Source organism: Nonomuraea sp. NPDC050202, from assembly GCF_040656115.1.
In the GTDB taxonomy this organism is placed as follows: domain Bacteria; phylum Actinomycetota; class Actinomycetes; order Streptosporangiales; family Streptosporangiaceae; genus Nonomuraea.
In genome coordinates this window covers 163,219-186,477 of the sequence record NZ_JBFALF010000015.1, presented here as the reverse complement: position 1 = coordinate 186,477, position 23,259 = coordinate 163,219, and the positions used below count along the sequence as shown (strand labels likewise).

Annotated in this window: 21 protein-coding genes and 2 pseudogenes; 12 read left to right on the top strand and 11 right to left on the bottom strand. The window is 71.9% G+C overall.

The annotated features are described in order from the left end of the window. Positions 1–161 precede the first annotated feature (161 nt). The 5 genes and pseudogenes from AB0I79_RS33590 to AB0I79_RS33570 all read left to right on the top strand — a co-directional run bounded on the left by AB0I79_RS33590 (position 162) and on the right by AB0I79_RS33570 (position 4,841). Positions 162–602, top strand: coding sequence for a hypothetical protein (locus AB0I79_RS33590; protein WP_357881695.1), 441 nt, complete (start codon positions 162–164; stop codon positions 600–602). Further along, positions 515–1,396, top strand: a pseudogene (locus AB0I79_RS33585) (glucose-6-phosphate dehydrogenase); the annotation flags it as partial. The gene AB0I79_RS33590 and the pseudogene AB0I79_RS33585, both read left to right, overlap by 88 nt. Beyond that, positions 1,396–3,165: an IlvD/Edd family dehydratase gene (locus AB0I79_RS33580; RefSeq protein WP_357881692.1), complete on the top strand. Its 1,770-nt coding sequence runs from the start codon at positions 1,396–1,398 to the stop codon at positions 3,163–3,165. The pseudogene AB0I79_RS33585 and the gene AB0I79_RS33580, both read left to right, overlap by 1 nt. After that, the gene (locus tag AB0I79_RS33575) at positions 3,152–4,171 is read left to right on the top strand and encodes a C-terminal binding protein (RefSeq protein WP_357881689.1); all 1,020 of its coding nucleotides are present in this window, start codon (positions 3,152–3,154) and stop codon (positions 4,169–4,171) included. Before AB0I79_RS33580 ends, AB0I79_RS33575 begins: the two co-directional genes overlap by 14 nt. Positions 4,172–4,400: 229 nt before the next feature. Further along, a complete protein-coding gene (locus AB0I79_RS33570) occupies positions 4,401–4,841 on the top strand; it encodes a nuclear transport factor 2 family protein (RefSeq protein WP_357881686.1) in 441 nt (146 codons plus the stop codon). A 376-nt stretch (positions 4,842–5,217) separates the two neighbouring features. On the opposite strand, the gene AB0I79_RS33565 is transcribed toward AB0I79_RS33570, so the two are convergent. Both AB0I79_RS33565 and AB0I79_RS33560 read right to left on the bottom strand, forming a co-directional pair. Beyond that, positions 5,218–5,445 (bottom strand): hypothetical protein, encoded by a 228-nt coding sequence (locus AB0I79_RS33565; RefSeq protein WP_357881683.1) that lies wholly within the window; start codon positions 5,443–5,445, stop codon positions 5,218–5,220. A 334-nt stretch (positions 5,446–5,779) separates the two neighbouring features. After that, on the bottom strand, positions 5,780–6,271 hold the full coding sequence (locus tag AB0I79_RS33560; RefSeq protein ID WP_357881681.1) for a MarR family transcriptional regulator: 492 nt from the start codon (positions 6,269–6,271) through the stop codon (positions 5,780–5,782). A gap of 141 nt (positions 6,272–6,412) precedes the next feature. Here AB0I79_RS33560 and AB0I79_RS33555 point away from each other — a divergent pair, with 141 nt between their 5' ends. The 3 genes from AB0I79_RS33555 to AB0I79_RS33545 all read left to right on the top strand — a co-directional run bounded on the left by AB0I79_RS33555 (position 6,413) and on the right by AB0I79_RS33545 (position 10,705). Continuing rightward, complete coding sequence (locus tag AB0I79_RS33555) at positions 6,413–7,168, top strand: ABC transporter ATP-binding protein (RefSeq protein WP_357881678.1); 756 nt, start codon at positions 6,413–6,415, stop codon at positions 7,166–7,168. Between the two features lies 1 nt (position 7,169). Further along, positions 7,170–9,779: an ABC transporter permease gene (locus tag AB0I79_RS33550; protein WP_357881674.1), complete on the top strand. Its 2,610-nt coding sequence runs from the start codon at positions 7,170–7,172 to the stop codon at positions 9,777–9,779. Positions 9,780–9,847: 68 nt separating this feature from the next. After that, on the top strand, positions 9,848–10,705 hold the full coding sequence (locus AB0I79_RS33545) for a hypothetical protein (RefSeq protein WP_357881671.1): 858 nt from the start codon (positions 9,848–9,850) through the stop codon (positions 10,703–10,705). A gap of 85 nt (positions 10,706–10,790) precedes the next feature. On the opposite strand, the gene AB0I79_RS33540 is transcribed toward AB0I79_RS33545, so the two are convergent. Together AB0I79_RS33540 and AB0I79_RS33535 are read right to left on the bottom strand one after the other, a co-directional pair. Next, positions 10,791–11,906 (bottom strand): hypothetical protein, encoded by a 1,116-nt coding sequence (locus AB0I79_RS33540; RefSeq protein ID WP_357881669.1) that lies wholly within the window; start codon positions 11,904–11,906, stop codon positions 10,791–10,793. Beyond that, positions 11,903–12,313: a GntR family transcriptional regulator gene (locus AB0I79_RS33535; RefSeq protein WP_357881665.1), complete on the bottom strand. Its 411-nt coding sequence runs from the start codon at positions 12,311–12,313 to the stop codon at positions 11,903–11,905. Before AB0I79_RS33535 ends, AB0I79_RS33540 begins: the two co-directional genes overlap by 4 nt. A gap of 113 nt (positions 12,314–12,426) precedes the next feature. Here AB0I79_RS33535 and AB0I79_RS33530 point away from each other — a divergent pair, with 113 nt between their 5' ends. Next, on the top strand, positions 12,427–14,268 hold the full coding sequence (locus tag AB0I79_RS33530) for an alpha/beta fold hydrolase (RefSeq protein ID WP_357881663.1): 1,842 nt from the start codon (positions 12,427–12,429) through the stop codon (positions 14,266–14,268). Between the two features lie 248 nt (positions 14,269–14,516). Continuing rightward, entirely contained in the window at positions 14,517–16,313 is a 1,797-nt protein-coding gene (locus AB0I79_RS33525) for an alkyl sulfatase dimerization domain-containing protein (protein WP_357881661.1), read from the top strand. A gap of 81 nt (positions 16,314–16,394) precedes the next feature. Here the strand turns inward: AB0I79_RS33525 and AB0I79_RS33520 are convergent. From AB0I79_RS33520 to AB0I79_RS33500, 5 genes and pseudogenes are all read right to left on the bottom strand, one after another. Then, positions 16,395–16,643: pseudogene (locus tag AB0I79_RS33520) on the bottom strand (hypothetical protein); the annotation flags it as partial. Then, positions 16,640–17,215, bottom strand: a complete 576-nt coding sequence (locus AB0I79_RS33515) for a DUF6114 domain-containing protein (RefSeq protein ID WP_357881658.1) — start codon at positions 17,213–17,215, stop codon at positions 16,640–16,642. The pseudogene AB0I79_RS33520 and the gene AB0I79_RS33515, both read right to left, overlap by 4 nt. 64 nt (positions 17,216–17,279) lie before the next feature. Next, the gene (locus AB0I79_RS33510; protein ID WP_357881655.1) at positions 17,280–17,858 is read right to left on the bottom strand and encodes a DUF6230 family protein; all 579 of its coding nucleotides are present in this window, start codon (positions 17,856–17,858) and stop codon (positions 17,280–17,282) included. A 286-nt stretch (positions 17,859–18,144) separates the two neighbouring features. After that, positions 18,145–18,909, bottom strand: a complete 765-nt coding sequence (locus tag AB0I79_RS33505) for an SDR family oxidoreductase (RefSeq protein WP_357881652.1) — start codon at positions 18,907–18,909, stop codon at positions 18,145–18,147. A gap of 57 nt (positions 18,910–18,966) precedes the next feature. Next, positions 18,967–19,929 (bottom strand): NADP-dependent oxidoreductase, encoded by a 963-nt coding sequence (locus AB0I79_RS33500; protein ID WP_357881649.1) that lies wholly within the window; start codon positions 19,927–19,929, stop codon positions 18,967–18,969. A gap of 652 nt (positions 19,930–20,581) precedes the next feature. Here AB0I79_RS33500 and AB0I79_RS33495 point away from each other — a divergent pair. Then, entirely contained in the window at positions 20,582–20,887 is a 306-nt protein-coding gene (locus AB0I79_RS33495) for a hypothetical protein (protein ID WP_357881646.1), read from the top strand. 204 nt (positions 20,888–21,091) lie between these two features. On the opposite strand, the gene AB0I79_RS33490 is transcribed toward AB0I79_RS33495, so the two are convergent. Next, positions 21,092–21,286: a hypothetical protein gene (locus AB0I79_RS33490; protein WP_357881643.1), complete on the bottom strand. Its 195-nt coding sequence runs from the start codon at positions 21,284–21,286 to the stop codon at positions 21,092–21,094. Continuing rightward, the gene (locus AB0I79_RS33485; protein WP_357881640.1) at positions 21,274–22,116 is read right to left on the bottom strand and encodes an NAD(P)H-binding protein; all 843 of its coding nucleotides are present in this window, start codon (positions 22,114–22,116) and stop codon (positions 21,274–21,276) included. The genes AB0I79_RS33490 and AB0I79_RS33485 overlap by 13 nt, the downstream gene beginning before the upstream one ends. Before the next feature lie 82 nt (positions 22,117–22,198). Between AB0I79_RS33485 and AB0I79_RS33480 the strand changes: the two genes are divergently transcribed. Continuing rightward, positions 22,199–23,164, top strand: a complete 966-nt coding sequence (locus AB0I79_RS33480) for an AraC family transcriptional regulator (RefSeq protein WP_357881637.1) — start codon at positions 22,199–22,201, stop codon at positions 23,162–23,164. The last annotated feature ends 95 nt before the right edge of the window (positions 23,165–23,259 follow it).

The window sequence follows — 23,259 nt, the reverse complement described above, 5'->3', positions numbered from 1 at the left end:
GGCACGCTGCTGCCTGTCTCGGCGACGCCGGCGGTCTTCGGGGGCGACTTGTGCCTGCGGGCTGTCCTCCGTGGTACGCCGTACGACGAAAGGAAGTCGCATGCTCGATCTGGATCCGCCTTCCACCAGCCGGGCCTCATGGGAACGGCGGGCGTGACAGCATGATCAACCGGCTCGTCATCTTCGGCGCCACCGGCGACCTCAACGCGCGCTACCTGCTGCCTGCGCTGGCCGCCCTGCGGGCCGCCGGGCATCTCGACGACCGCTTCGAGCTGACCTGTGTCGACCGGGCAGACTGGACCGGCGAGGAGTTCCAGCGCTGGGCGGCCGAGCAACTGGACCGGCATGACGTCTCCTCGCCCGCCGAGGCCAGGCAGGCGATCACGAAACCCACCCGCTACCTGCGGGCAGAGGCCACCGACGTCGCCGACGTCGCGTCGGCCATCGCCGGCGACGAGCCCGTCGCCGTCTACCTCTCGCCCTCCCCCCAGCGGTCTTCCCCGGTACGGTCGCCGCGCTGCGGGACGCGGGCCTGGTGGCGGGCAGCCGAATCGTGCTGGAGAAGCCGTTCGGTGAGGATCTGGACAGTGCCGTGGCGCTGAACCGGCTGCTGGCGGAGGTCGTGCCGGAGCAGGCGGTGTTCCGTGTCGACCACTTCCTGGCCATGACGACCGTCCAGAACGTGCTCGGCAGCCGCCTGGCCAACCGGGTGCTGGAGCCCATCTGGAACAGCGCGCACATCGCCGAGGTGGAGATCGTCTGGGACGAGTCGCTCGCGCTGGAAGGCAGGGCGGGTTACTACGACGGCGCGGGCGCGCTCAAGGACATGGTGCAGAACCACCTGCTCCAGGTGCTGTGCCTGGTGGCCATGGAACCACCGCTCAGCCTCGGCGAGCGTGACCTGCGCGATCGGAAGATCGGCACCGAGACCTTCGCCGAGGTGGAGCTGGAGCTCGAAAGCTGGCGCTGGTCCGGCACGACCTTCCGGCTCCGCACCGGCAAGGCGCTCGGCCACGACCGCAAGGAGGTCGCGGTACGCTTCCGGCCCGTACCGCACCTGCCCTTCGGCCTCGGTGAGGAGGCCGTACCCAACGTGCTGCGGTTCGGGCTGGAGCCGGAGAGCATGACCCTGGCGCTGACCGGCATCGGCGCCGGCGCCCACACCCTCGCCCCGCTCACCCTCACCGCGCAGCCGGCGCCCGCCGGCCTGCCTGCCTACGGCCGGCTGCTGCTGGACGTGCTGCACGGGAACGCCGCCCTGTCCATCCGCGGCGACGAAGCCGAAGAGGCCTGGCGGGTGCTCACGCCGGTCATGTCGGCGTGGTCCAGGGGCCTGGTGCCGCTTGCCGAGTACCCGGCCGGATCGGACGGGCCTGCCCCGGCGAGGAGGAGCTGATGCCGCCGACGGAACATGCCGGAGGCCGCCTGCGCAGCCAGGCCTGGTGGGACAACGCGGGCAATCCTGAGATGACGGCGCTGTATCTCGAACGTTTTCTCAACTTCGGGCTGACCCCGGCCGAACTCCGGTCCGGCAGGCCGATCATCGGCATCGCCCAGACGGGCAGCGATCTTGTTCCCTGCAACCGCCACCACCTCGACCTCGCCGGCCGGGTCAGGGACGGGATCCGCGACAACGGCGGCATCCCGCTCGAGTTCCCCGTCCATCCGCTGCAGGAGACCGGTAAACGCCCGACCGCCGCGCTGGATCGTAACCTCGCCTACCTCGGGCTGGTCGAGGTGCTCTACGGACATCCGCTCGACGGCGTCGTCCTGACGACTGGCTGTGACAAGACCACGCCCGCGTGCCTGGCCGCGGCGGCGACGGTGAACATCCCGGCGATCGTCCTGTCCGGAGGGCCGATGGTCAACGGCTATCACCAGGGCCGGCGGATGGCCGCGTCGGGTTCGGGACTGGTGATCTGGCAGTCGAAGCGGCTGCTGGCCACCGGGGAGATCGACTACGACGAGTTCATGGCGCGCGTGTGCGCTTCGGCGCCCAGCATCGGCCACTGCAACACGATGGGCACCGCGCTGTCGATGAACAGCCTCGCCGAGGCGCTGGGCATGTCCCTGCCAGGGTGCGCGGCGATCCCGGCCCCCTACCGCCGGCGAGCGCAGATGGCCTACGAGACCGGCCGCCGGGCGGTGGACCTCGTGCGCGAGGACCTCACCCCACGCAGGATCATGACCATGCGGGCCTTCGAGAACGCGATCGTGGTCGCCTCGGCGATCGCCGCCTCCACCAACGTGCCCATCCATGTCAACGCCATCGCGCGGCACGTCGGGGTGCCGCTGACCATCCACGACTGGCAGCGCGTCGGAGCCGACATCCCGGTGCTGGCGAACGTCGCCCCCGCCGGCGAGTTCCTCGGCGAGGACTTCTACCGTGCCGGCGGCGTCCCCGCCCTCATGCGGACCTTGCTGACGGCAGGGCGCCTGCACGGCGACGCGGTGACCGTCTCCGGCCGTACCGTGGCCGAGAACCTGGCCGACGCCCCGCCCGCCGACCCTGCGGTCATCCGTCCCTTCGACGAGCCTCTCGCCGCGCGCGGCGGGCTTCTCGTCATGACAGGCAACCTGTTCGACTCCGCGGTCATGAAGACCTCGGTCCTCAGCGACGACTTCCGCGCGGTGTCGGACTACCGCGCCATCGTCTTCGACGGGCCCGAGGACTACCACGCCCGCATCGAAGATCCGGAACTGGGCGTCGACGAGGGCTGCATCCTCGTCATCCGCTACACCGGCCCGATCGGCTATCCGGGATCGGCCGAGGTCGTGAACATGGAGGTGCCCGCCGCGCTGCTCCAGGCAGGCGTCGCCACGCTGCCCACGCTCGGTGACGGCCGCCAGAGCGGCACCTCGGACGCCCCGTCCATACTCAACGCCAGCCCCGAGGCCGCGGCCGGTGGCAACCTCGCCATCCTGCGCACCGGCGACCGCATCCGGATCGACATCGACAACGCGCGCGTCGACGTCCTCCTGCCGGATGAGGAGATCGCCGCGCGGTGGGCCGACTACACGCCGCCGGTGCTCGACAACCAGACACCGTGGCAGGAGATCTACCGCGCCACGGTCGGGCAACTGGACAGCGGAGGCTGCCTGGAACTCGCCGTGTCCTACCAGGATCTCGTACACACCAAGGGGATTCCCCGTGACTCGCATTGACGCCAGCGGCACGATCATGATCGCCGACTCCGACTTCGGCGACGTGGACATCGAACGCGAGATCGTCGAGGGCGCCGGATTCGAACTCCTCGCCGCACAGTGCAAGAGCGAGGACGAGGTGATCGAAAAGGGCAGGGACGCCGACGGCGTCCTGACCCAGTACGCCCGGGTCGGTTCCCGCGCCATCGACGCGTTCACCCGATGCCGGGTGATCGCCCGCTACGGCACGGGCGTGGACATCGTCGACGTCGACGCCGCGACCCGGCGAGGCATCCAGGTCACCAACGCGCCGAACGAGTGGTGCGCCGAGGAGGTCGCCGACCACGCCGTCGCGCTCTGGCTCGCCGCCGCCCGCAAGATCTGCGCCTACGACCGGGCGACCCGGCAGGGCGAATGGCAGTGGCAGAGCGGGGAGCCGATCTGGCGGCTGCGGGGCCGGGTGTTCGGGCTGCTGGGCTTCGGCGCCATCGCACAGCTCATCTCCGAACGCGCCAGAGCGTTCGGCGTCGAGGTCTGGGCGCACGACCCGTTCCTCGACGAATCCGAGCTCCGATCGCGCCACGTGTTGCCGGTGTCCTTCGACCAGCTCGTGGAGGGCGCCGACTACCTCGTGATCCAGGCGCCGCTCACGCCCGATACACACCACACCTTCGACCGTACGACGCTGCGCAGGATGAAGCCGACCGCCATCCTCATCAACACCGCTCGCGGCCCGATCGTGGAGGATACGGCGATCCACCAGGCGCTCACCGAGGGATGGATCGCCGGCGCGGCACTGGACGACCTCGAGGAGGAGCCCGCGAAACAGCGCGACTGGCGGCCAGGAAACCCCCTGTTCACGCTGCCCAACGTGATCATCACTCCGCACGCCGCCTACTACTCCGAGCAGGCCATCACCACAGTGCGGCGCGTCGCCGCGGAAGAGGCCGTACGGGTCCTGACCGGGCAGGGCGCCCGATACCCGGTCAACGACGTGACGGCCGGCTCTCCCGGTCGCGATCGGTGAACGCCGGAACTCCGCACTCCCACCGAGGTGGAGTTCGAGCGGCTGAGAACCGACCCTCTACGGACGGGCAGGATGCTGGATCTGCCGCGAGCGGACCGAAGCGCCGGAATGTCGGCGGCGATTCCTCACCCGGCGGACTCGAAAATCTCTGAGCCGGGTTGTCCCCCTTCCGGGTCCTCGTTCGTCGCCTGGTTGTAAGCGACGAACTTCGACCCGAGACGGGGTAGCGATGGTGACGCAGCATGAGATGGACGAGGCCGAGATCCGCGGACAGATCGGCAGGATCGTCGAGGGGCTACGCGCCAAGGATCTCGAGGGCCTGAAGCGGGTCTACGCCACGGACATCGTGTCCTTCGACATCGAGCCGCCGCTCCAGCACGTGGGGATCGAGGCGAAGCTCAAGAACTGGGCGAAGGTGTTCACGCTCTTCCAGAGCGTGAACTACGAGATCCGCGGCCTGACGCTCACCGTGGGCGATGGGGTGGCCTTCGGGCACGCGTTCGGCCGGCTCACCGGCACGCCGGAGGGCGGGCCGGTGACGAGCGGCATGTGGGTGAGGGTCACCTTCGGCTTCCGGAAGATCGGCGGCAACTGGTGGATCACGCACGACCAGGTCTCGGTACCGCTCGACGTCGAGAGCGGCAAGGGCATGACCGATCTCGAGCCCTGACCGCCACGCGACCACGAGAGACAACCTTCGATGAAGATCTTCCTCGTGGCGCTGGCGGCGGCCCTGCACGTCCGCCGCAAGGAGACCGAGGGTCTCGCGATCACGATCGTGTTGTTCCTGCTCACCGCCTTCGTCGCCTGGGCCCGATTCGGCCCCTACGGCTGGGGGGATCTACCGGCGGCGCGATGCTGGTCGCGGGCAGTCCGGCCCTGGAAGCGATCTGGGCCGGACTCGCACCTCATGTCAGCGGCGCCTACGCCACCTTCCTCTCCTCCGCCACCGGGGAGGACGTCGCCGCGATCTGTCCGTCGCACATCTACCAGCGGCTCGTGAGGGCCTGCCTGGCGATGGGCGTGCGGTCAGGAGTACCGACCGCTCAGGAGGCTGCCCAGAAGTACCAGCCCTGGTCATCGAAGCAGGGATGGGTCTGTGTCCCACCGGCCTGCACACCGTTTCGCCAGTATTCGCAGATTCCCTTGGTGGAGTAGGGGCCGTACCAGTGACCTGCCGCCTCCTTGGCCTGTGCGGGGCTGACGGAGAGCAGCAGAGCCGCGAGGCCGCCGACCGCGGTAATGGCAATACTTCTGGTGACGTTTTTCTTCATTTCTCCCGCTTCCTTTTCTTCGTCATACGACCGCCCATTCGTTTTCACGCGATTGAAGACAGACGCATGTCTGGAGGTGCCGGTAATTTCGTCACCCGCGTGTCATTCACGCTAATGTCCAGGAAGGCTCGGCTCCAGGTAACCAGCAGGACATTCATGGGACATTCCACCGCCGACAGGAGCAGTTCGCGAGAGACGGACGCACCTGCTCCCCGCAGACGTTGTCCGCCAATCCCCCGGGCCATGCAAAGGGCTGCCGTCCGGCGTTTCGATGATCGCCGTCCCTCAGGGCGCCGAGCAGTTCGTCAACGCCGACCGGCTCGTGGAAGCGGGCTCAGCCGGCCGATCGTGCCGCTCCGGGAGCGGCGTGCCCGGCCAGGCGGCGCAGCAGCTCGACGAGGTGCCGCCGCTCGGGCCCGGTGAGCCAGCCGAAGAGCTGGTCACCCACCTGCTCGGCGATCTGCCGCGCCTCCGCGAGGACCTGCTCGCCGCGGCGGGTCAGCACGATGGAGTACGCGCGCCGGTCCTGCGGCGCCCGCCGGCGGGAGACGAGCCCGCCTTCCTCCAACTCGTCGATGGTCCGGACCATGGTGGACTTGTCGATGCCCATGTGCCCGGTCAGGTCCCGCTGGCTGACGGGGCCGTACATCGGCAGCGCGAGCAGCACGCCGAAGCTGCGGATGTTGATGCCCAGCGGGCGCAGCGCCTGGTCCAGCCGTTCCCTGCTCTGGTGGTGGGCTTCCGCCAGCAGCATGCCGAGCCCCACGTCATCGGCGGCCGGGCCGCCGCTCCCGGACAGCAGGCGTTCGAGCAAGTCGTGGAGCATGCGCACATCCTAGTGCCACCCAATATAGTCTCAGGTGAGATTATCTCAGCAAGGATCCGTGCGCGTCGAGGAGGAAACCCCCATGCCCGAGCCGACCCACCACCGCGCGTTCCCGGCGCGCGCCCGCACCGGAGGATCCCGATGATCGCGACCCCGGCCGGCGAGCGCGTGCCCGATCAGGTCATGATCGCGACGCGGGTGGTGAAGACCTATGGCACCGGCGACAGCGCGGTGAGCGCGTTGCGCGGGGTCTCGGCGACGTTCGCCCGTGGCCAGTTCACCGCGATCATGGGGCCGTCGGGGTCGGGGAAGTCGACGTTCCTGCACTGCCTGGCCGGCCTGGACACCGTGACGTCCGGCACCATCGTCATCGGCGACGTGGACCTCACCGGCCTGTCCCGCACCGGCCTCGCCGAGCTGCGCCGCGACCGGATGGGGTTCGTCTTCCAGTCGTTCAACCTGCTGCCGATCCTGACGGCCGAGGAGAACATCCGGCTCACCGCGCGGCTGGCGGGCCGCCAGGTCGAGCCGGGCTGGTTCGACACAGTCGTGGACGCGCTGGGGCTGCGCCAGCGGCTGGAGCACCGGCCCTCGGAGCTGTCCGGCGGCCAGCAGCAGCGGGTGGCCGTGGCGCGCGCGCTGCTGACCAGGCCGGAGGTGCTCTTCGCCGACGAGCCGACCGGGAACCTGGACTCCCGGGCCGGCGCCGAGGTGCTGGGCTTCCTGCGTACGGCCGTCGACGACCACCGGCAGACGGTGGTCATGGTGACGCACGACCCCGTCGCCGCCGCGACCGCCGACCGGGTGCTGTTCCTGTCCGACGGGGCGATCGTGGACGAGCTGACCGAGCCCGCCATCGACGCCGTGCACGCCCGCATGCGCAAGCTCGAAGGGTGACATGATGGGAAACCCCTTGTGGCTCATCGCGCGCCGGTCCTTCGCCGAGGGCTGGGTGCGGCTGGCTGCCACGCTGCTGGCGGCACTGGGATCGATCGCGCTCATCGCGGGCTCGCTGCAGTTCGCCCTGCGCGCGCAGGAGGCGGTGGCCGGCGGCGACGCCAGCGAGTACTTCCGCGCGGACGTGCTGGTGCAGGGCGGGACGGTGGATCCGGACAACGTGTACGCGCCGCCCGACGGCCGGATCCGGCTCGACCGGCTCGCCTCCCGTCCCGGGGTGGCGGCGGCCGCCGGGGACGCCGCCGTGGCGGTGACGGCCTCCCGCCCGGACGGGCAGGCGATCATGGCGGCGGCCGAGGGCCGCACGCTGCTGCGCCCCTGGGTGCCCGATCCGCAGCTGAACCCCTACCAGCTGGAGGCCGGCCGTGCCCCGTCCGGTGACGGCGAGGTGGCGGTCGTCCGGCACCTGGCGCGCGCCGGGGAGCTGAGCGTCGGCGGCACCATGACGCTGACGCTCCCCCACCGGACGCAGCAGGTGCGGATCTCCGGCATCGTCAACGTCCAGGGCCGGGGCGCGGTGGCCGCGGGCGACCTGGTGCTGGCTTCGCCCGAGACCGTGCAGCGCGCCGCGATGCTGCCCGCCGGCACCTGGCAGAGCGTCTGGCTGAAGGCCGCCCCCGGCGTGCCCGCCGAGCGGCTGCGCGGCGAGCTGGCCCGCGAGCTGGCCCAGGAGCCGGGCGGCGTCACGGTGCGCACCGCCGAGTCCGTACGGCGGGTGCAGCTCGCCACCGCCTCGGGTGAGGGCACCACGATCGCCGGCATCGTCGGCATGCTCGCCTCCGTGGCGATCTTCGTCGGGCTGTTCGTGGTGGCCAACACCTTCGGCACCCTGGTCAGGCAGCGCACCCGCAGGCTCGCGCTGCTCGGCGCGATCGGCGCCACCCCGCGGCAGATCGGCCGGCTGATCCGGCTGGAGGCGCTGGTGCTGGGCGCGATCGCCGCGGTGGGTGGCGTGGCCGCGGGCTTCCCGGTCTCCGAGCTGATCATCCGGCTGTTCGCGCGGGACGGCTTCGACGTCTCCGGCTCCGACCCCCAGACCGGCTGGATCGCGCTGACCCTTCCGGCCGTGGCCGGCATCCTGGTCACCCAGGGCGCCGCCTGGCAGGCGGCGTACCGCGCCGCGGGCGTCTCGCCCGTCCAGGCGTTGCGCAGCACGGTCGCCGAACCCCGGGAGCGGCGCCTGCCCCGGCTGCTGTTCGGGGGCGCGATCCTGGCCGGGGCCGTGGCCTGGTACGCGGTGGCGGCGGCGATCCGCGCCGCCGAGCCGCCCGGTCCTGACCGTACGTTCGTCATCGCCCTGATGGTCCTGTTCGGGTCGCTGATGGCCGTGACCGGGCTGGCCGTGCTCACCCCGTTCTTCGTCAAGCCGCTGGGCGGGCTGGTGGGGCGCGTCGGCAGGCTGGTCGGCGGGGAGACCGGACGGCTGGCGCACGCCACCGTCACCCGCAGCCCGCGACGGGTCTCCTCGGCCGCCTCGTCGCTGATGCTCGGCGTCGCGCTGGTCGCCTCGGTGGCGCTGGTCACGATCTCGGTGCACGACCGGTTCCGCGAGGCGGGACGGCAGGTGATGGCGGCCGAACACGCGATCACCTCCACCGCCAGGACCGCCGAGGGCGCGCCCGCGCCCATCGCCCGGGACGTCGCGGCGAAGCTGGCCGGGGCTCCGGGGGTGTCCCGGGCGGCCGTCCTGACCCAGACCGAGGTCACGCTGGTGCCGCCGGTGCCGGACGGCTCGCCGCAGGAGCGGCCCGAGCCGTTCCGATTCCTGGTCAGCGGTGCCGAGCAGAGCGGGCTGCGTGACGTCCTGAGGCTGGGCGGCCGGCCACCCGCGCTCGGCACGGGCGAGATCGCGCTGTCGTCGGCCGTCATGAAGGGGCAGGGGCTGCGGCGCGGCCAGGAGATCGTCGTGCGCGGCGTGCACGGACGCACCACGCTCACCGTGGCGGGCACCTACCACGACCCGTCCCACCTGTTCGCCGACCAGGCGCTGGTGGCGGCGGAGACGATGGACCGGCTCGACGCCAACGCCCCCACCCGGGCGGTGCTCGTGCGAGGCGGCTCGACGGAGGCGCTGACCCGCGCCGTGGCCGGGGTGCCGGGGGTGCGGGTCCTCGGCCGCGACGCGTATGTGGACGCGGCCTCGCAGTCGCAGACCCGGGCCCTGCGCTCCACGTACGTCTTCGTCGGCATGGCGCTGCTGCTGGCGCTGTTCGGGATGGCGACCACGGTGTCGATGAGCGTGGCGGAACGCACCCGCGAGTTCGGGCTGCTGGGCGCTGTGGGCGCCACCACGCGGCAGATCCGCGCGATCATCCGCTGGGAGGCGGCCACCGTGGTCGTCCTCGGCACGCTGCTCGGCCTGGCGATCGCGATGGGCACGCTGGGGTTGCTGCATGTGATGAGCGGCAGTTCGTTCCTGCGGCCGGACCCGCCGTGGTGGCTGTTCCCGCTGGTCCTGACGGGTGCGGCGGTGGCGACGCTGGTGACGTCGGCGCTGCCCGCGCGCCGGGCCGCGGCGGTGCCCGTCCTGGAGGCCGCCAAGGCGGAGTAGCGGGCCGTCGCGGATCGCCGAAGGCGAACGCCGCCCCATCGCGCCCCGGATCGTTGCAGGGTGGGCTCATGATCCTCACAACGTTCGAGCACGGCGCCGGCGAGCTGGCGGAGAACATCGTGGTACTCGCCGACGGCACGGTCTGCGCGACGCTGCTGCTGGCGGGCACCGTCTGGCTGTCGAGCGGGGAGCAGGAGCGGGTCGTCCCGGAGCCGGCCGGCGCGATCGTGGTCGGGCTCGCCGCCGACGCCGAGGACCGGCTGTACGCCGCGGTGCGCGGCACGGCCGAGGGAGTGGCGGGGATCTGGCGGCGCGAGGCGCCCCGCCGCTGGGTCCGCTTCGCCGCCGCGCAGGCCGGCGCCGGGCTCAACGGCATCACCTTCGCCGGCGACGGCACGTTGTTCGCGGCGGACTCCGTCAACGGCGAGATCCTGCGCTGCGCTCCCGGTGACGACACGCTACGCCTCTGGCTGGGCGGCGAGCCCCTCCTGGCGCCGCTGTCGCCGGACGACCCGGTGTCGTCCACGGGCGTGAACGGGCTCAAGGTCTGGGACGGCGCCCTGTGGGCGACCAACACCGCCCAGGGCACCGTCCTGCGCATCGCCCTGGACGAGGGACGGCCCGGCGAGGTGAAGCAGGTGCACACCGGCATCCCCGCCGACGACCTCGCCTTCGACACCTCGGGCGCGCTCTACCTCGCCGTCCACCCGCGCGACACCGTGGTGCGCATCGCACCGGGCGGCGCCATGACCGTCCTGGCGACCGAGGCCGACGGGCTCGACGGTCCCACCGCGATCGCCGTCGTCGCGGACGGGCTCCTCGTGACCAGCCTGGGCATGCTCGGCTCGCGGCACCGGCCGAACATCGTCCGTCTCACCGTGGACGTGGCCGATCCGGCGCTCCCCCGGCCGCGCGTGCCTCGCTGAGCAGCACCGGACGGCCGCCTGCCTCGGGGGCCGCGGGGTTGGCCGTACTGCTGCGGCCAGGGTGTCCCTGCGGTTTCCCGCCGCCTCAACCGGTGGACGGCAGGTCGATGACGCCGAGGAGTGACAGCAGCGCGAGTGCCGCCACCACGGCCAGCGCGATCCAGGCCACGGGGTTGCCGAGATTGAGCGTCCACCGGCTGCCGGCACGTTGGTGCACGAGGATCGCGGGGTCGTGGCGGTTGACGTAGACGGTTCCGGCCAGGTGCCAGTACCGGTCGTCGTCGCGTTGCACGTAGCCGGAGCCGGCTTCCCCCGGCAGCGGCTGGAGCCGATGGCCTGCCTCCCCGACTCGGACGCCGAAGATCAGGAAGGCGGTCGCGGCGGCGGCCATGGGCGCCCAGGTCGCCGCCGTGGTCAGCGGCGAGGGCGGGGTGACGTGCCACTGCTGCAGGGCCAGCAGGAGCAGGGTGAGGTTGGCACAGGCAGCGCCTGCCAGCAGGAGCGTCGCGATTCCCCGCAGGTAGACGCGGTAGCGCCGGGCCGAGCCCGCCGGTCGCTCGGCGTCCGTCTCCGGTCGGGCGCGGATGATGGCCGCCAGCAGCACGGGGACGAGCAGGGTGATCCCCAGCTGGGCCAGGACCGGGGCGAAGGCGGTCGTGGGGGTGGTGGCGACGCGGTGAGCGCTGTCCACGCCGAGGCCGCGCAGGGCGGGCAGGGTGTCGGGCAGGCTGTGGTATCGCTGGAGCCCGATGGCGGCGGTGCCGGCCAGGAGGACGAGCGAGGGAGTCAGCAGCGGCCACGGCGGGCGTACCGGATGGGTGTGCCAGGTGGTGTCGGCGGTGACGGCCTGGCGCGTGCCGGCGTACCAGTCGCCGCGCCGTTTCGCGGCGCGGATGACCCGGTGCGCCGCCGCGTAGAGCGCGACGAAGGCGGCACCCAGGAGCACGGCGGTGACCGTCAGCGAGTCCAGGCTGCCGCGCATCGCGACGGCGGGGGCCGACACGAGGGCGGTCAGCATGCCGAGTATCACCACCGCACGGGAGTAGCGGCGGCGTTGCGCGGTCACGGCCGGGTCGGCCACCCGGGCGGCCGGCACCCGTACGCCGAAGGGCAGCGTGGGGCGGGCCAGCACCGGGAGCGTCCAGGCGGCAACGGTGAGCAGTGCCACCTGAGCGAGGCAGGCGAGGACGAGCATGGTCATGCGGGTGCTCCCTTCATGGTCCGCTGGGCGTGGAAGGAGGCGAGGACGCCGTCGCAGCGCTGGAGCACCTCCTCGGAGGGCACGCCGTGCACCACGGCCTCGGCGAGGAGCGTGCGCAGCCGCGCCTGCCAGTCGTCGGTGTACTCGGGCTGCGGCGGCCCTGAGCCGGGGTCGCGGCGGACCACGGCGCCGCTCTTGCGGCTGATCCGGATGACCCCCTCCTGCCGCAACAGGTCGTAGGCCTTGTTGACGGTGTGGAAGTTGATCGCCAGGTCGGCGGCCAGCTGCCTGGTGGAGGGCAACGCCGATCCCTCCGTCAGCTCCCCGTCGGCGATGGCCTCCACCACGCGATCGCGGATCTGCTGGTAAATCGGCGCCTCGCTGTCGAGGTCGATCGTCAGAAGCACATCCGCAGTCTATCTGATATAGATGTTGTATAACAGATGGCAGAGGTAGGACAGCGCCCGAGCTGCCTGCTCCCCCGCCTTGCGAAGGGACTGTGACGATGCACTCGCCACCGATGTCGCCCACGAAAGCCGGCGCCCGCTTCGCCCCGTCCGCGTTCCGGCCCCGGGAGCTGATCGTCTTCCTGGTCCTGGCCTTCACCCTCCCCTGGCTGCTGTGGCTGGTACGGCTGGTCACCGGGGTCGATGTCATCGCGGCCGGCGGCATGCTCGGCGCCGGCGTGGCCACGTTCGTGGTCGTCCGCTGGATCCGCCGGCCCGGCAGCCTCCCCCGCGACACCGCCCTGGCGCCGCTGCGCCCGGCGGGCCGGCTCGTCCGCTTCTGCGCGATCGGGCTGGGCGTCCCGCTCCTGCTCGCGTTCCTGGCCGTGGCGATCGGTGCGCTGGCCGGGGTGTACCCGGTCGACCTGGCCGGATTCTCCGGGCTGCGTGCCGTCTACGCGCCGGACACCGCCGGGGAGCAGGGCGTGCCGGCCGGCACGATCCTGTCCGCCCTGGCCGCCAATCTCGGGCTGTTCGCCCTGCTGCTGCCGCTGGCCTTCTGCGAGGAGTGGGCCTGGCGGGGCTTTCTGCTGCCTCGGCTGCGGCCACTCGGGCTCTGGCCTGCGCTGCTGCTCAGCGGCCTGATCTGGGGACTGTGGCACCTGCCCGGACATGTCGGCACGAGCACCACCTCCCGCCTGGTTCCCTTCCTGGTCACCGCGGTGCTCTTCGGCGTGCTGCTCGGCTGGCTGCGCCTGGCCTCGGGACTCATCTGGCCCGGCGTGGTCGCCCACGCCGCGAACAACACGCTGATCACCGGCTTCGTCAACGTCCTGTTCGCCGCCGACGACCCCCAGGCGCTCGGCAACCCCTGGACCGTCGGGATCAGCGGGTGGCCGGGCTGGCTGGTCATGCTCACGGTCATCGCCACCCTGGCGGTGAGCGGCTCGTTCCGCCGCGTGGCCGCACGCGAGCCGGTCCCGGTCCGCACGAGGAGGCGCGCCGGACGGCTGCGGCGCACCGGGGCGGGTGCCCTCGGCCTCGTCGTGGCGGCCTGTCTGACCGGCGCGGCCGTCGAGCAGTCTCTGTCGCCCGGCGACCTCCAGCGCCACCCCGTACCTGGCCGCCTGGTCGACCTGGGCACGCACCAGCTCCACCTGCGCTGCCTCGGCGCCGGCGGCCCTACGGTGGTGTTCGCGTCCGGATGGGGCGACTCCTCCACGACCTGGGCGGATCTCCAGGACGCGCTCGCCGCCACCGGCCGGCGCTCGTGCGCCTACGACCGCGCCGGCTACGCCTGGAGCAGCCCCGGCCCCGGTGACCCCGGCCTCACCGCTCAGACGGACGACCTCGCCGCGCTGCTTGCCCGCGCGAGCGAGCCGGGACCGTTCGTGCTGGTCGGGCACTCATGGGGTGGACACGTCGCACGCCTGTTCCACGCGCGGTGGCCCGGCCGCGTCGCCGGCATGGTGTTGCTCGACGTCGCCGACGAGCACAGCACGGACGATCTCGCCACCCTGGCCGGCATCCAGGCCAGGGTGTGGTCCGCGGCGGCCGCCGTGGGTCTGCTGCGCACCGGCGCATGGATGGTCGACCCGCGCGAATCCCGGCTCACCCGCGGCCATGTCCCCGTGGTGTTCGGGCCGTCCACCTGGGCGGCCGCCGCGGCCGAGATGCGCGCCTACGACACCAGCACGCGCCTCGTCCGCGCGTTGCCCCGGACGGCCGGTTCGTGGGGCTCGCTGCCCCTGGCCGTCATCAGCGCCCGTGGTGACCAGCCGGCCATCGCCCACCACCGGCAGATCGCGGCCCTGTCGACCCGGGGACGCCATGCCGTCGCGCCCACGGACGACCATTACCTGCACCTGGCCGAGCCGGCGCTGGTCCTGCGCCACATCCGCCAGATCGGCCGGTAGGGAAGCCCGTCATGAGGGCCAGCCCGGGCCGGCTTGAGCAACGGTGCGGGGGGTGACGACAGCGCCCGGGCCGTGGCTGGTCCCCAGTGCCGACCCCGCGGGCAGGCTTCGGCCGTCCTGGGCCGGCCGCGGAGCATGGCGCGTTCCATGCGGAGAGCACGGCGAAGCTCGTCAAAGAGATGGTCACGGGCGGGTGCGGGTCCCGGCTGGTGGTGGCGGATCGGGGTGCCGGAGGGAAGGCCGGAGTCATGGCAGACCTTCCCTTCGGCGACCGGTCCGATTTCGACGCCGCCGACCGCGGATTCGTGGCCGCGCTGAGCCCCGCGACCGTCAGGGCCGACGGCCGTGTCGTGTGGGACACCGACTCCTACGGCTTCCTGGCGCAGGAGTGCCCGGACACCGCGCATCCCAGCCTGTGGCGGCAGGGGCAGTTGTGCGTCAAGCAGGGCCTATACGAGGTGACGGACGGCATCTACCAGGTGCGCGGCCTGGACCTGTCCAACATGACCCTGATCGAGGGCGACAGCGGCGTCATCGTGGTCGACCCGCTGCTGTCCGTCGAGTGCGCGGCGGCCGGGCTGAAGCTCTACCGCGACCAGCGAGGGAACCGCCCGGTCACCGCGGTCATCTACACCCATTCCCACGCCGACCACTTCGGCGGGGTACGCGGCGTCACCGACGGCACCGTGCCGATCCTGGCCCCCGCCGGGTTCATGGAACACGCGGTGTCGGAGAACGTCTACGCCGGCACCGCGATGAACCGCCGCGCCACCTACATGTACGGCCCGGCCCTGCCCCGCTCGCCGGAAGGGCAGATCGGCTGCGGGCTGGGCATGACCACCTCGACCGGGACGATCTCCCTCATCCCGCCGTCCAAGGACATCACGCGCACCGGGCAGGAGGAGACGCTCGACGGCGTGCGGATCGTCTTCCAGCTCACCCCCGGCACCGAGGCGCCGGCGGAGATGAACTTCCTCATCCCCGGCCGCCGGGCGCTGTGCATGGCCGAGAACGCCACGCACAACCAGCACAACATCCTCACGCTGCGCGGCGCGCTGGTCCGCGACGCGCGTGTCTGGTCGCGCTACCTGACCGAGGCGATCGCCCTGTTCGCCGGCCAGGCCGACGTCGTCTTCGCCTCACACCACTGGCCCACCTGGGGCCAGGAGAACATCGTCACCTTCCTGTCGCAGCAGCGCGACCTGTACGCCTACCTGCACGACCAGACGCTGCGGATGATGAACAAGGGCATGACCGGCACCGAGATCGCCGAGGCGATGCGGATGCCGCCGGCGCTGGAGCAGGCCTGGCACACGCACGGCTACTACGGCTCGGTCAGCCACAACGTCAAGGCCATCTACCAGCGCTATCTGGGCTGGTTCGACGGCAACCCGGCCCACCTGTGGGAGCACCCGCCGGTGGAGCAGGCGCGCCGCTACGTCGAGTGCATGGGCGGGCGCGACGGCGTCCTCGCCTACGCCCGCCGCTACCTCGACGACGGCGACCTGCGTTTCGCCGCCTCGCTGCTCAACCACGCCGTCTTCGCCGACGAGCACGACAGCCAGGCACGCTCGATGCTCGCCGAGGTCTACACCCGGCTCGGCCAGGGCGCGGAGAACGGCACCTGGCGCAACTTCTACCTGGTCGGCGCTCTGGAGCTGACCGGCGACGTCGTCCCTGCCAACCTCAACAGCACCTCGCCGGAAATGATCGCGGCCCTGACCGTCGAGCAGGTCTTCGACTCCCTGGCCATCCGCGTCGACGGCCCCAAGGCGTGGAACGAGAGTTTGGTCATCGACTGGCGGCTGACGGATCTGAACCAGCGCCACCGCATCACGCTGTCCAACGGCGCGCTCATCCACCAGGCCGACCCGCCGCGGCAGCCGGCGGACCTGACGCTCACGCTCACCAAGCAGCAGCTGCTCGGCCTGCTCACCGGCCGGCAGGCCGACGGCATCGAGCACGAGGGCGACATGGACGTCCTGCGCCGCCTGACCGCCGTCCTGGACGACCCGGATCCCGCGTTCGCGATCGTGACGCCGTGAACCCCAGGCGAGCAGGCCGCGCAGGCCCTTGGCGAGGAACAGCAGGGCGAACGCCAGGATGAGCAGCAGGGTGAGGGCGCCGTTGTGCTGGATCAGCCAGCCGCGCATGCGCTGGAGCCGCTGTTCGCCGCCCGCGGTGAGCGCGGTGGCGTAGGGGGCGAGCACGCCGATGCTGCCGATGACGACGAACACGGCGGCGAGGACGAGCTGCCGCCCGGCGGGCAGGGGCTCGTGGGCGGCGGCGATGGCGCCACCGGCCAGCGAGGCGAGGTTGACCGGGTTGGCCACGATGAGCAGGGCCGCCACAGCGATGATCTTCGGATTGGTCATGGTGTCCATGGCGGCGATCCAGCGGGGCACCTCGGGGGCTCACGCAGCTTCGCGATGGAGCTCGTGTCCGCCGGCACAGGATCGGTCTCGATGCGGGCTCGCCTCATGGGCACCAGCCGCCGGCAGCGCCGCCCCACGGCGACGGCCGTCGTCCAGCGCGGCACGCTCATGCGTGCGGTGCAGGTCCGGGCCGCGGCCAGGATGCTCCGGACGGTGACGGTGCCGAGGCGGCCGGCGGGCCGGCTGACAGGCGTCCAGGCCATCACCAGCATGCCGCCCAGCAGGCCCAGGAGCATGCCGAGCAGGAATCCGCCCAGGTTGGAGTAGACGAACGACGCCATCGACAGCAGCACCGCGATCAGGCCGAGGAACACCCGCTGGCCGGGCTGCAGCCAGACGAGCACCCCCGCGATGATCAGGACGAGGGCGATGAGATAGCCGGCCCCCACCGCGCCGGACATGACGGCCACCGGCAGCGCGTCGAGCGCGAGCGGGATGGACAGCAGCTCCAGCCCCGCCACCACGATGAACAGCCCGCCCCAGAACGGCCGGGAACGCCGCCACGACTTCATGATCTTCCGCCTTCGTCTCGCGCCGTGCCCGCCCGCCGTCGGCCAGGGCGGGGCCGGCTCCGCCTCAGTAGCACTCGTGCACGCCGCGCGACAGCCTGAGGCCGAGGTCGGGCAGGCTGAACGTGGCGGCCGTGACGGCCCTGGCGTCCAGCCTGACGTTGTGCAGGGTGACCACTCTGGCCTGGCCGCCGAAAGTGCCGGCCGGCCCCCTGCCGGCGGGAACCTCGTCCAGGGTGCCGGCATCCCGGCCCAGCTCGAGGTCACGGATGGAGGCCGCATTCTGTCCCGCCGTCACATCGATCACCAGGTTGTCGATGTTCACCTCGTTGCCGCCCTGGCCGCCGGTCAGCCGGAGCGTCACCGTGCCCGCGGGGGTCTTCACCAGCGCGCTCGAGCACAGCTCGGTGACCGCGGCCCGCCGGACGCCGGCCACGATGACGGGGACCAGCCGGCCCTTCCTGGTCCGGTCCACGTCGGTGGCCAAGGAGAAGCCCTGACCGCGCAGCTCACCGGCGAAGAGTTTGAAGCCGTTGCCGGAGATCACGAACGTGGCGGCGATGACCCCTTGGGCCGTGGCGCCGATCAGCAGCGACGTCATCGCCGCGACAGGAACGAGGATCAGGCCGAAGCGCTTCCATCGCACGCGTCCCTGCTCGGCCATCATGCGCTCCCTTTGCGTCAGCTCCGGACGAGCCGGCAATCCCCTTACAGACAGTCACAGGTCCGTCTATTGCCGAGCATGCGCGACGTCCACCACATTCGCCGACATACACGCCGGACGCGTGGAGCTCATGGCTTGCGGCTGGGCAATCTTGCCGAAAACCAGAACGGCGGCTCCCCGTGCACCGGTCGACCGGGAAGCGCTCATGCGAGCAGGCCGGTGGACGGCGATCGCGCCCCCGTTCCAGCCGGAGGACGAGATCGATCGTTCAGGCGGCGGTCATCCCGCCGTCGATCGCGAGCGCCGCCCCGGTGATGAACCTGGCTTCGTCGCTCAGCAGGAACGCGACGAACGCCGCGATCTCGTCCGGCTGGGCGATTCGCCCGAGCGGGTGCATCGCCGCGGCCGCGCGCAGGGATTCCTCCGGGGTCGGGCCCAGGTTGGCGCGGGTCAGCGGGGTGTCGACGCCGCCGGTGACGAGGGCGTTGATCCGGACTCCGGCCGCGGCCGCGTCGAGCGCCGCCGAGCGGGTGAGCCCGAGCACGCCGTGCTTGGCGGCGCTGTAGGAGGCCATGCCGGCCTGCCCCATGACGCCGAGGACGGAGGCGTTGTTCACGATCGCGCCACCGCCGCCGGCCCGCAGCGCGGGGATCTGGTGCTTCAGGCCGAAGAAGACGCTGCTGAGGTTGAGCGCCAGGTCGGACTGCCAGGCGTCGCCGTCGATCTCGGTCACCGCGCCGATCGCGGTGGCCGCGCCCACGTTGTTGAACGCGCCGTCGAGCCGGCCGTACCGGGCCACCGCCTGCCGGACCAGCTCCGCCGCCTCTGCCTCCACCGTCACATCGGCGGGTACGAAGGTGGCCTCGCCACCGGCGGAACGGAGCTGTGCGGCCAGCGCGTCACCGGCTTGCTTGCCGCGTGCGGCCAGGACGACCTTCCCTCCTTCTGCCGCGATCCGCTCGGCGGTCGCACGGCCCATGCCGGAGGTGGCGCCGGTGATCAGGATGACTTTCTCTGCGAAACGTGCGGACACGACCACTCCTTTGTCAGTGAGAGATTTCGATGTCGGTCGGTGAGGGTTCGGGCGAGGTCAGAAGGTGAGCACCAGGCGGCCGCGGAGCCCGCCGGCCTCGAGCCGCCGGTGCGCGTCGGCCGCCTCCGCGGCGGGCAGGGTGGTCGCGACGCGAGGGGTGAGCACGCCGGCTTCGGCCAGCCGGCGGATCTGGTGCAGCTTGTCCGTCCGCCCCGCGTAGTCGGGGACGAACGTCGTCCGCACCGTGGCGTGGCCGCCGTGGCCGAATTCGTGGCCGCCGGGTTCATCGGCGCTACGGAACCGCGCGTACGTGCCGCCGTCCCGTACGGCGTCGAGAAGGCGCGGCCCGATCAGCGCCGTGTCGGCGACCGCGTCCACGCCGTCCGGATACCGGTCCCGGAGGCGGGCGGCGACATCGGGCCCCCTGGTGACGACGTCGGCCGCGCCCAGGCGGCGGACCAGGGCCTCGTCGGCGGGCGCGGCATCGGCGACCACGGTGAGTCCGGCGTGCCTGCCCAGCTGGACGAGGTAGCCGCCGAGGGTTCCGGCGGCCCCGGTCACGGCGAGGACCGAACCCGGTGCGAGTGCCAGCTGGTCGAGCGTCAGCTGCGCGGTGAGCCCGTTCATCGGCAACGTCGCCGCCGCCGCGTCATCGGCGCCCGCCGGCGCGCGGACGACCCAGCCGGCCGGCAGCACCACGTACTCGGCGTAGCCGCCCGCGGCCGGGCCGATCGGCATCACCATCGCCATCACCGGCTCGCCGAGGGACAGCTCGGTCCTCGTTCCCGGGCCGATCTCGTCGATCTCGCCTGCGATGTCCATCCCGGGCACGTACGGGGCCGGCACCCCGGCGAACGCCCGCGCGTGCACGCCGGCGCGCAGCAGCGTGTCCGCCGGATTCACCGCGGCCGCGCGCACCCGCACCCGGACCTCGCCGGGCCCGGCATGCGGCTCCGGCAGGTCGACGACCCGCAGCACGTCGGGTCCTCCGAACTCGTACAAGCCGATCGCTCGCATCATGGCAGCTCCAAGGCAGTTCTCTTTTGATACCAGGTCTGTTGTCCGTACCATCGCATCGCTGCCGCGAGCCCCACAAGAGAGCACTTCGATGTGCTCAGGTATCACCAGGAGAACCACTCCACCGGGGGCGGCACTGCGCGGTATGGGCCGGGCGGGCCTCCGTCCGCGGCCCTCGTCCGGCGGCCGTGGCGTCCGGGCCTGCCCGGCGGGCGGGGCGGCGGTGGGGTGGACAACATCCGGTCGACCGGGCGCTCGAAACGGGGCAGGCCTTCTCACCCGTGGCGATGGCAGCGGACTCGGTGACCCATGACCATGGAAAGCCTCTCCACCAGCGGCAGCAGGTGTCGTGTGACGATGGGGTCAAGGCAGAAATGAAGCTTTGAGCTGGGATGCCTCAGATCGAGTGGCGAGATGGGGATCCGTGTTCGCCATCGTTCTCCAGGCACCGCCGACCGTGGCCGCCAGGGGCTGACAACGTTGGCTCGCCACTCGAGCTCCCGCGGCTCGCGGTAATGTCGGAATCAGGTTCTCCGAGCACCGGCAAGGTCGCTCTTGGTCCCGGTACGTCGTGCGCGAAGTCGGAGGTGATCACGGTGCATCCGGTCTTGTGACAGCCCCATCCCGGGGCGTCGCGGAGCCGAAAGGTGACCGTATGAGCAAGACTGACAAGACCCGGCCCTGGTGGGTGGGGATGGCCGAAGCGCCGATGGTGAACTGCCGGCCCGTGCATGATCACCGGTTCGGGCCGTGCACGCTGCCGGAGGAGATCAACGCCGACAGCGCGTCCATGAACCGCCGCGGAAGAAGCGGCTGTTACTGGGGCGCCACCGACTACTACCTGTTCGATTGCGGCAGCCTCAGTGGTGGCCAGGAGTGGTACTACTTCCGGCGCGAAGAGCGTCGCCGCAACCGTCACCAGGCGCGCCGCGAGCTGCGCGCCTACAGCGGCGAAGACTGAAAGAGAGGGCTGGGCCCGCATACCAGCGGGCCCAGCCTCAGCCGCCGGCAGGACGTCAGCCACACCGCCGGCGCCGGCAGGTGACGCTCGTCCTGAGTACGGCTCGTGCTCGTGGAGGTTCTGGGTCATTCCGGCCAGTAACGGCCCTCACCCCGGCCGGGGGTGCTGCACCGTGTCACCCGCCGAGCTCCCGGTAGCGGCCCACTACCCCGTCGAGACAGGTCTGAAGAAATCGGCCGCCGGAAGAACCTGGGTGGGCCACGTGTCGTCGTCCCCGGGATTCCAGCGGCGCAACGGCGTGCGCGACAGGTAGGTGAGGCTGTCCGGCTGATCGATGCCATCGGGCGGGTCGACGTAGACGACGAGGGTTGAGAGGCCGGAGCGGGTCAGGCGGTCCAAGCACCCTGCGCGGCGGCGGTGCGGGCGTAGTCGGTGAAATCCCGCGGCGGGCGGCCCAACACCTTCTCCACGTCGCCGGTAAGCGTGTTCAGGGACCCGGAGCGGACGTCGGCATACAGGCCGATGGTCAGCTGCACCCATTCCTCAGGCACGCCGTGGGCGCGCTGCTCGGTGGCGTAGGTCTCGGCGCTCAGCGCGGTGTAGCGGATGTCGTGGCCCGTGGCGTGGGCGATGTCGGCCACAGCGTCGGCGAACGACATCAGCCGCGGGCCGCTGAGCTCGTACGACTGCCCGGCGTGCCCGTCCTCGGTCAGGGCCGTGACAGCGACGGCGGCGATGTCCTCCGCGTCGACGAAGGCCTCCTTGCCCTGCCCGGCCGGCAGCCGCACGTCACCGGAGCGGACCGCGTCGCGCAGAAAGTCCTCGCTGAAGTTCTGGAAGAACCAGCGCGGCCGGAGCACTGTCGCTGCCAGGCCGGCCGTGCCCAGTGCCTGCTCGGCCGCCGCCACATGGCCGAGATCGAGGCCCGGGGCGCCGGTGTGGGGAAAGGAGACCAGCACCGCGCGCCGCACCCCGGCCTCGGCGGCCCGGCGGGCGAACGCGGCGATGTTCTCTGCCGCCTGAGAGCTGCCCAGATCGGGGGCGACCAGGTACATCCCGGTGACGTCACGCAGGGCGGGTGCCCAGGTGGCGTGATCGGCCCAGTCGAAGCGGACCTGGCTGGAGCGGGATGCCGCCCGTACCAGCACTGCCTTGTCCTGGAGCTGCTGCGCCACCCGGCGCCCGGTCTTGCCGGTGGCGCCGGTCACCAGAATCGTCTCGTCGCTCATGCCCTCCAGCGAACCAGCCGACGAGATCGGCGGCCATGGCGAGCACGCTCGCACCCATACGCGTTCGTCTACGCTGACCAGCATGAACGCTCAGGCGCCGACCGGCACGGACCCGCTCGCGGACCTGCTGAACGGTGTGCGGACCACCGGGGCGCTGTTCCAGCAGTCCGCCCTGGCCGGCCCGTGGGCGGCGCGCTTCGAGGACGGCTCCCCGCTGGCGCTGGCCGTGCCGCTGCGCGGTCCCGCCTGGGTCACCCCGCACGACGGTGCGCCGGTGCGGCTCGACGCGGGCGACGTCGCTGTGCTCTGCGGCGGAGCCCCGTACGTCATCGCGGGCGGCCCGTCCGCGGAGCCGCATGTGGTCATCCGCCCCGGCGGACGCCGCACCGTGCTGGACGGGCGGGCGCACGGCACCTCGCCGGGCTTCGGCAGCCGGGGTGCACCGGGGCCGGACGACCCGGTGATGGTCAGCGGTCTCTACACCGTGGAGTCCGGCACACCTGCCCTGCTGCTTTCCGCGCTGCCCCCGCTCGCCGTCATCCCGGCCGGGCAGGGGCCCTGTCCCGTCAGCGCCGCGGCGCTGGAGGACGCCGCCCGTCCGGCCCCCGGCCGGCAGGTCCTGCTGGACCGGATGCTGGACCTCATGCTCATCACTGCCCTGCGTGCCTGGTTCACCCGCCCCGGCGCCGAAGTCCCCGCCTGGTACCGCGCGCACAGCGACCCCGTGGTGGGGCAGGCCCTGCGGCTGCTCGACGCCGATCCGGCCCATCCGTGGACAGTTGTGACCCTGGCGGCGAAGACCGGCGTGTCCCGCGCGGCGTTGGCCCGGCGCTTCACCGCCCTGGTCGGCCGGCCTCCCATGACCTATCTGCGCGAGCGCCGGATCACCCAGGCCGCCGAGCTGCTGCGCGAACCCGGTGCGACGATCGGCGCCGTCGCGGGACGCGTCGGCTTCTCCAGCGCCTTTGCCCTGAGCGTCGCGTTCAAGAGGGTTCGCGGCATCAGCCCGACCGAGCACCGAACAGGCGCGGCTCGGGCCCAGGAGTGAATCGCTCCATGCCAGTAGGCGCCGTGCAGCGTGATGACCGTCGCGCACGGTGACTCTCACACCTGAACATTTCTGAGAGGCGAGAAGCGGCGCCC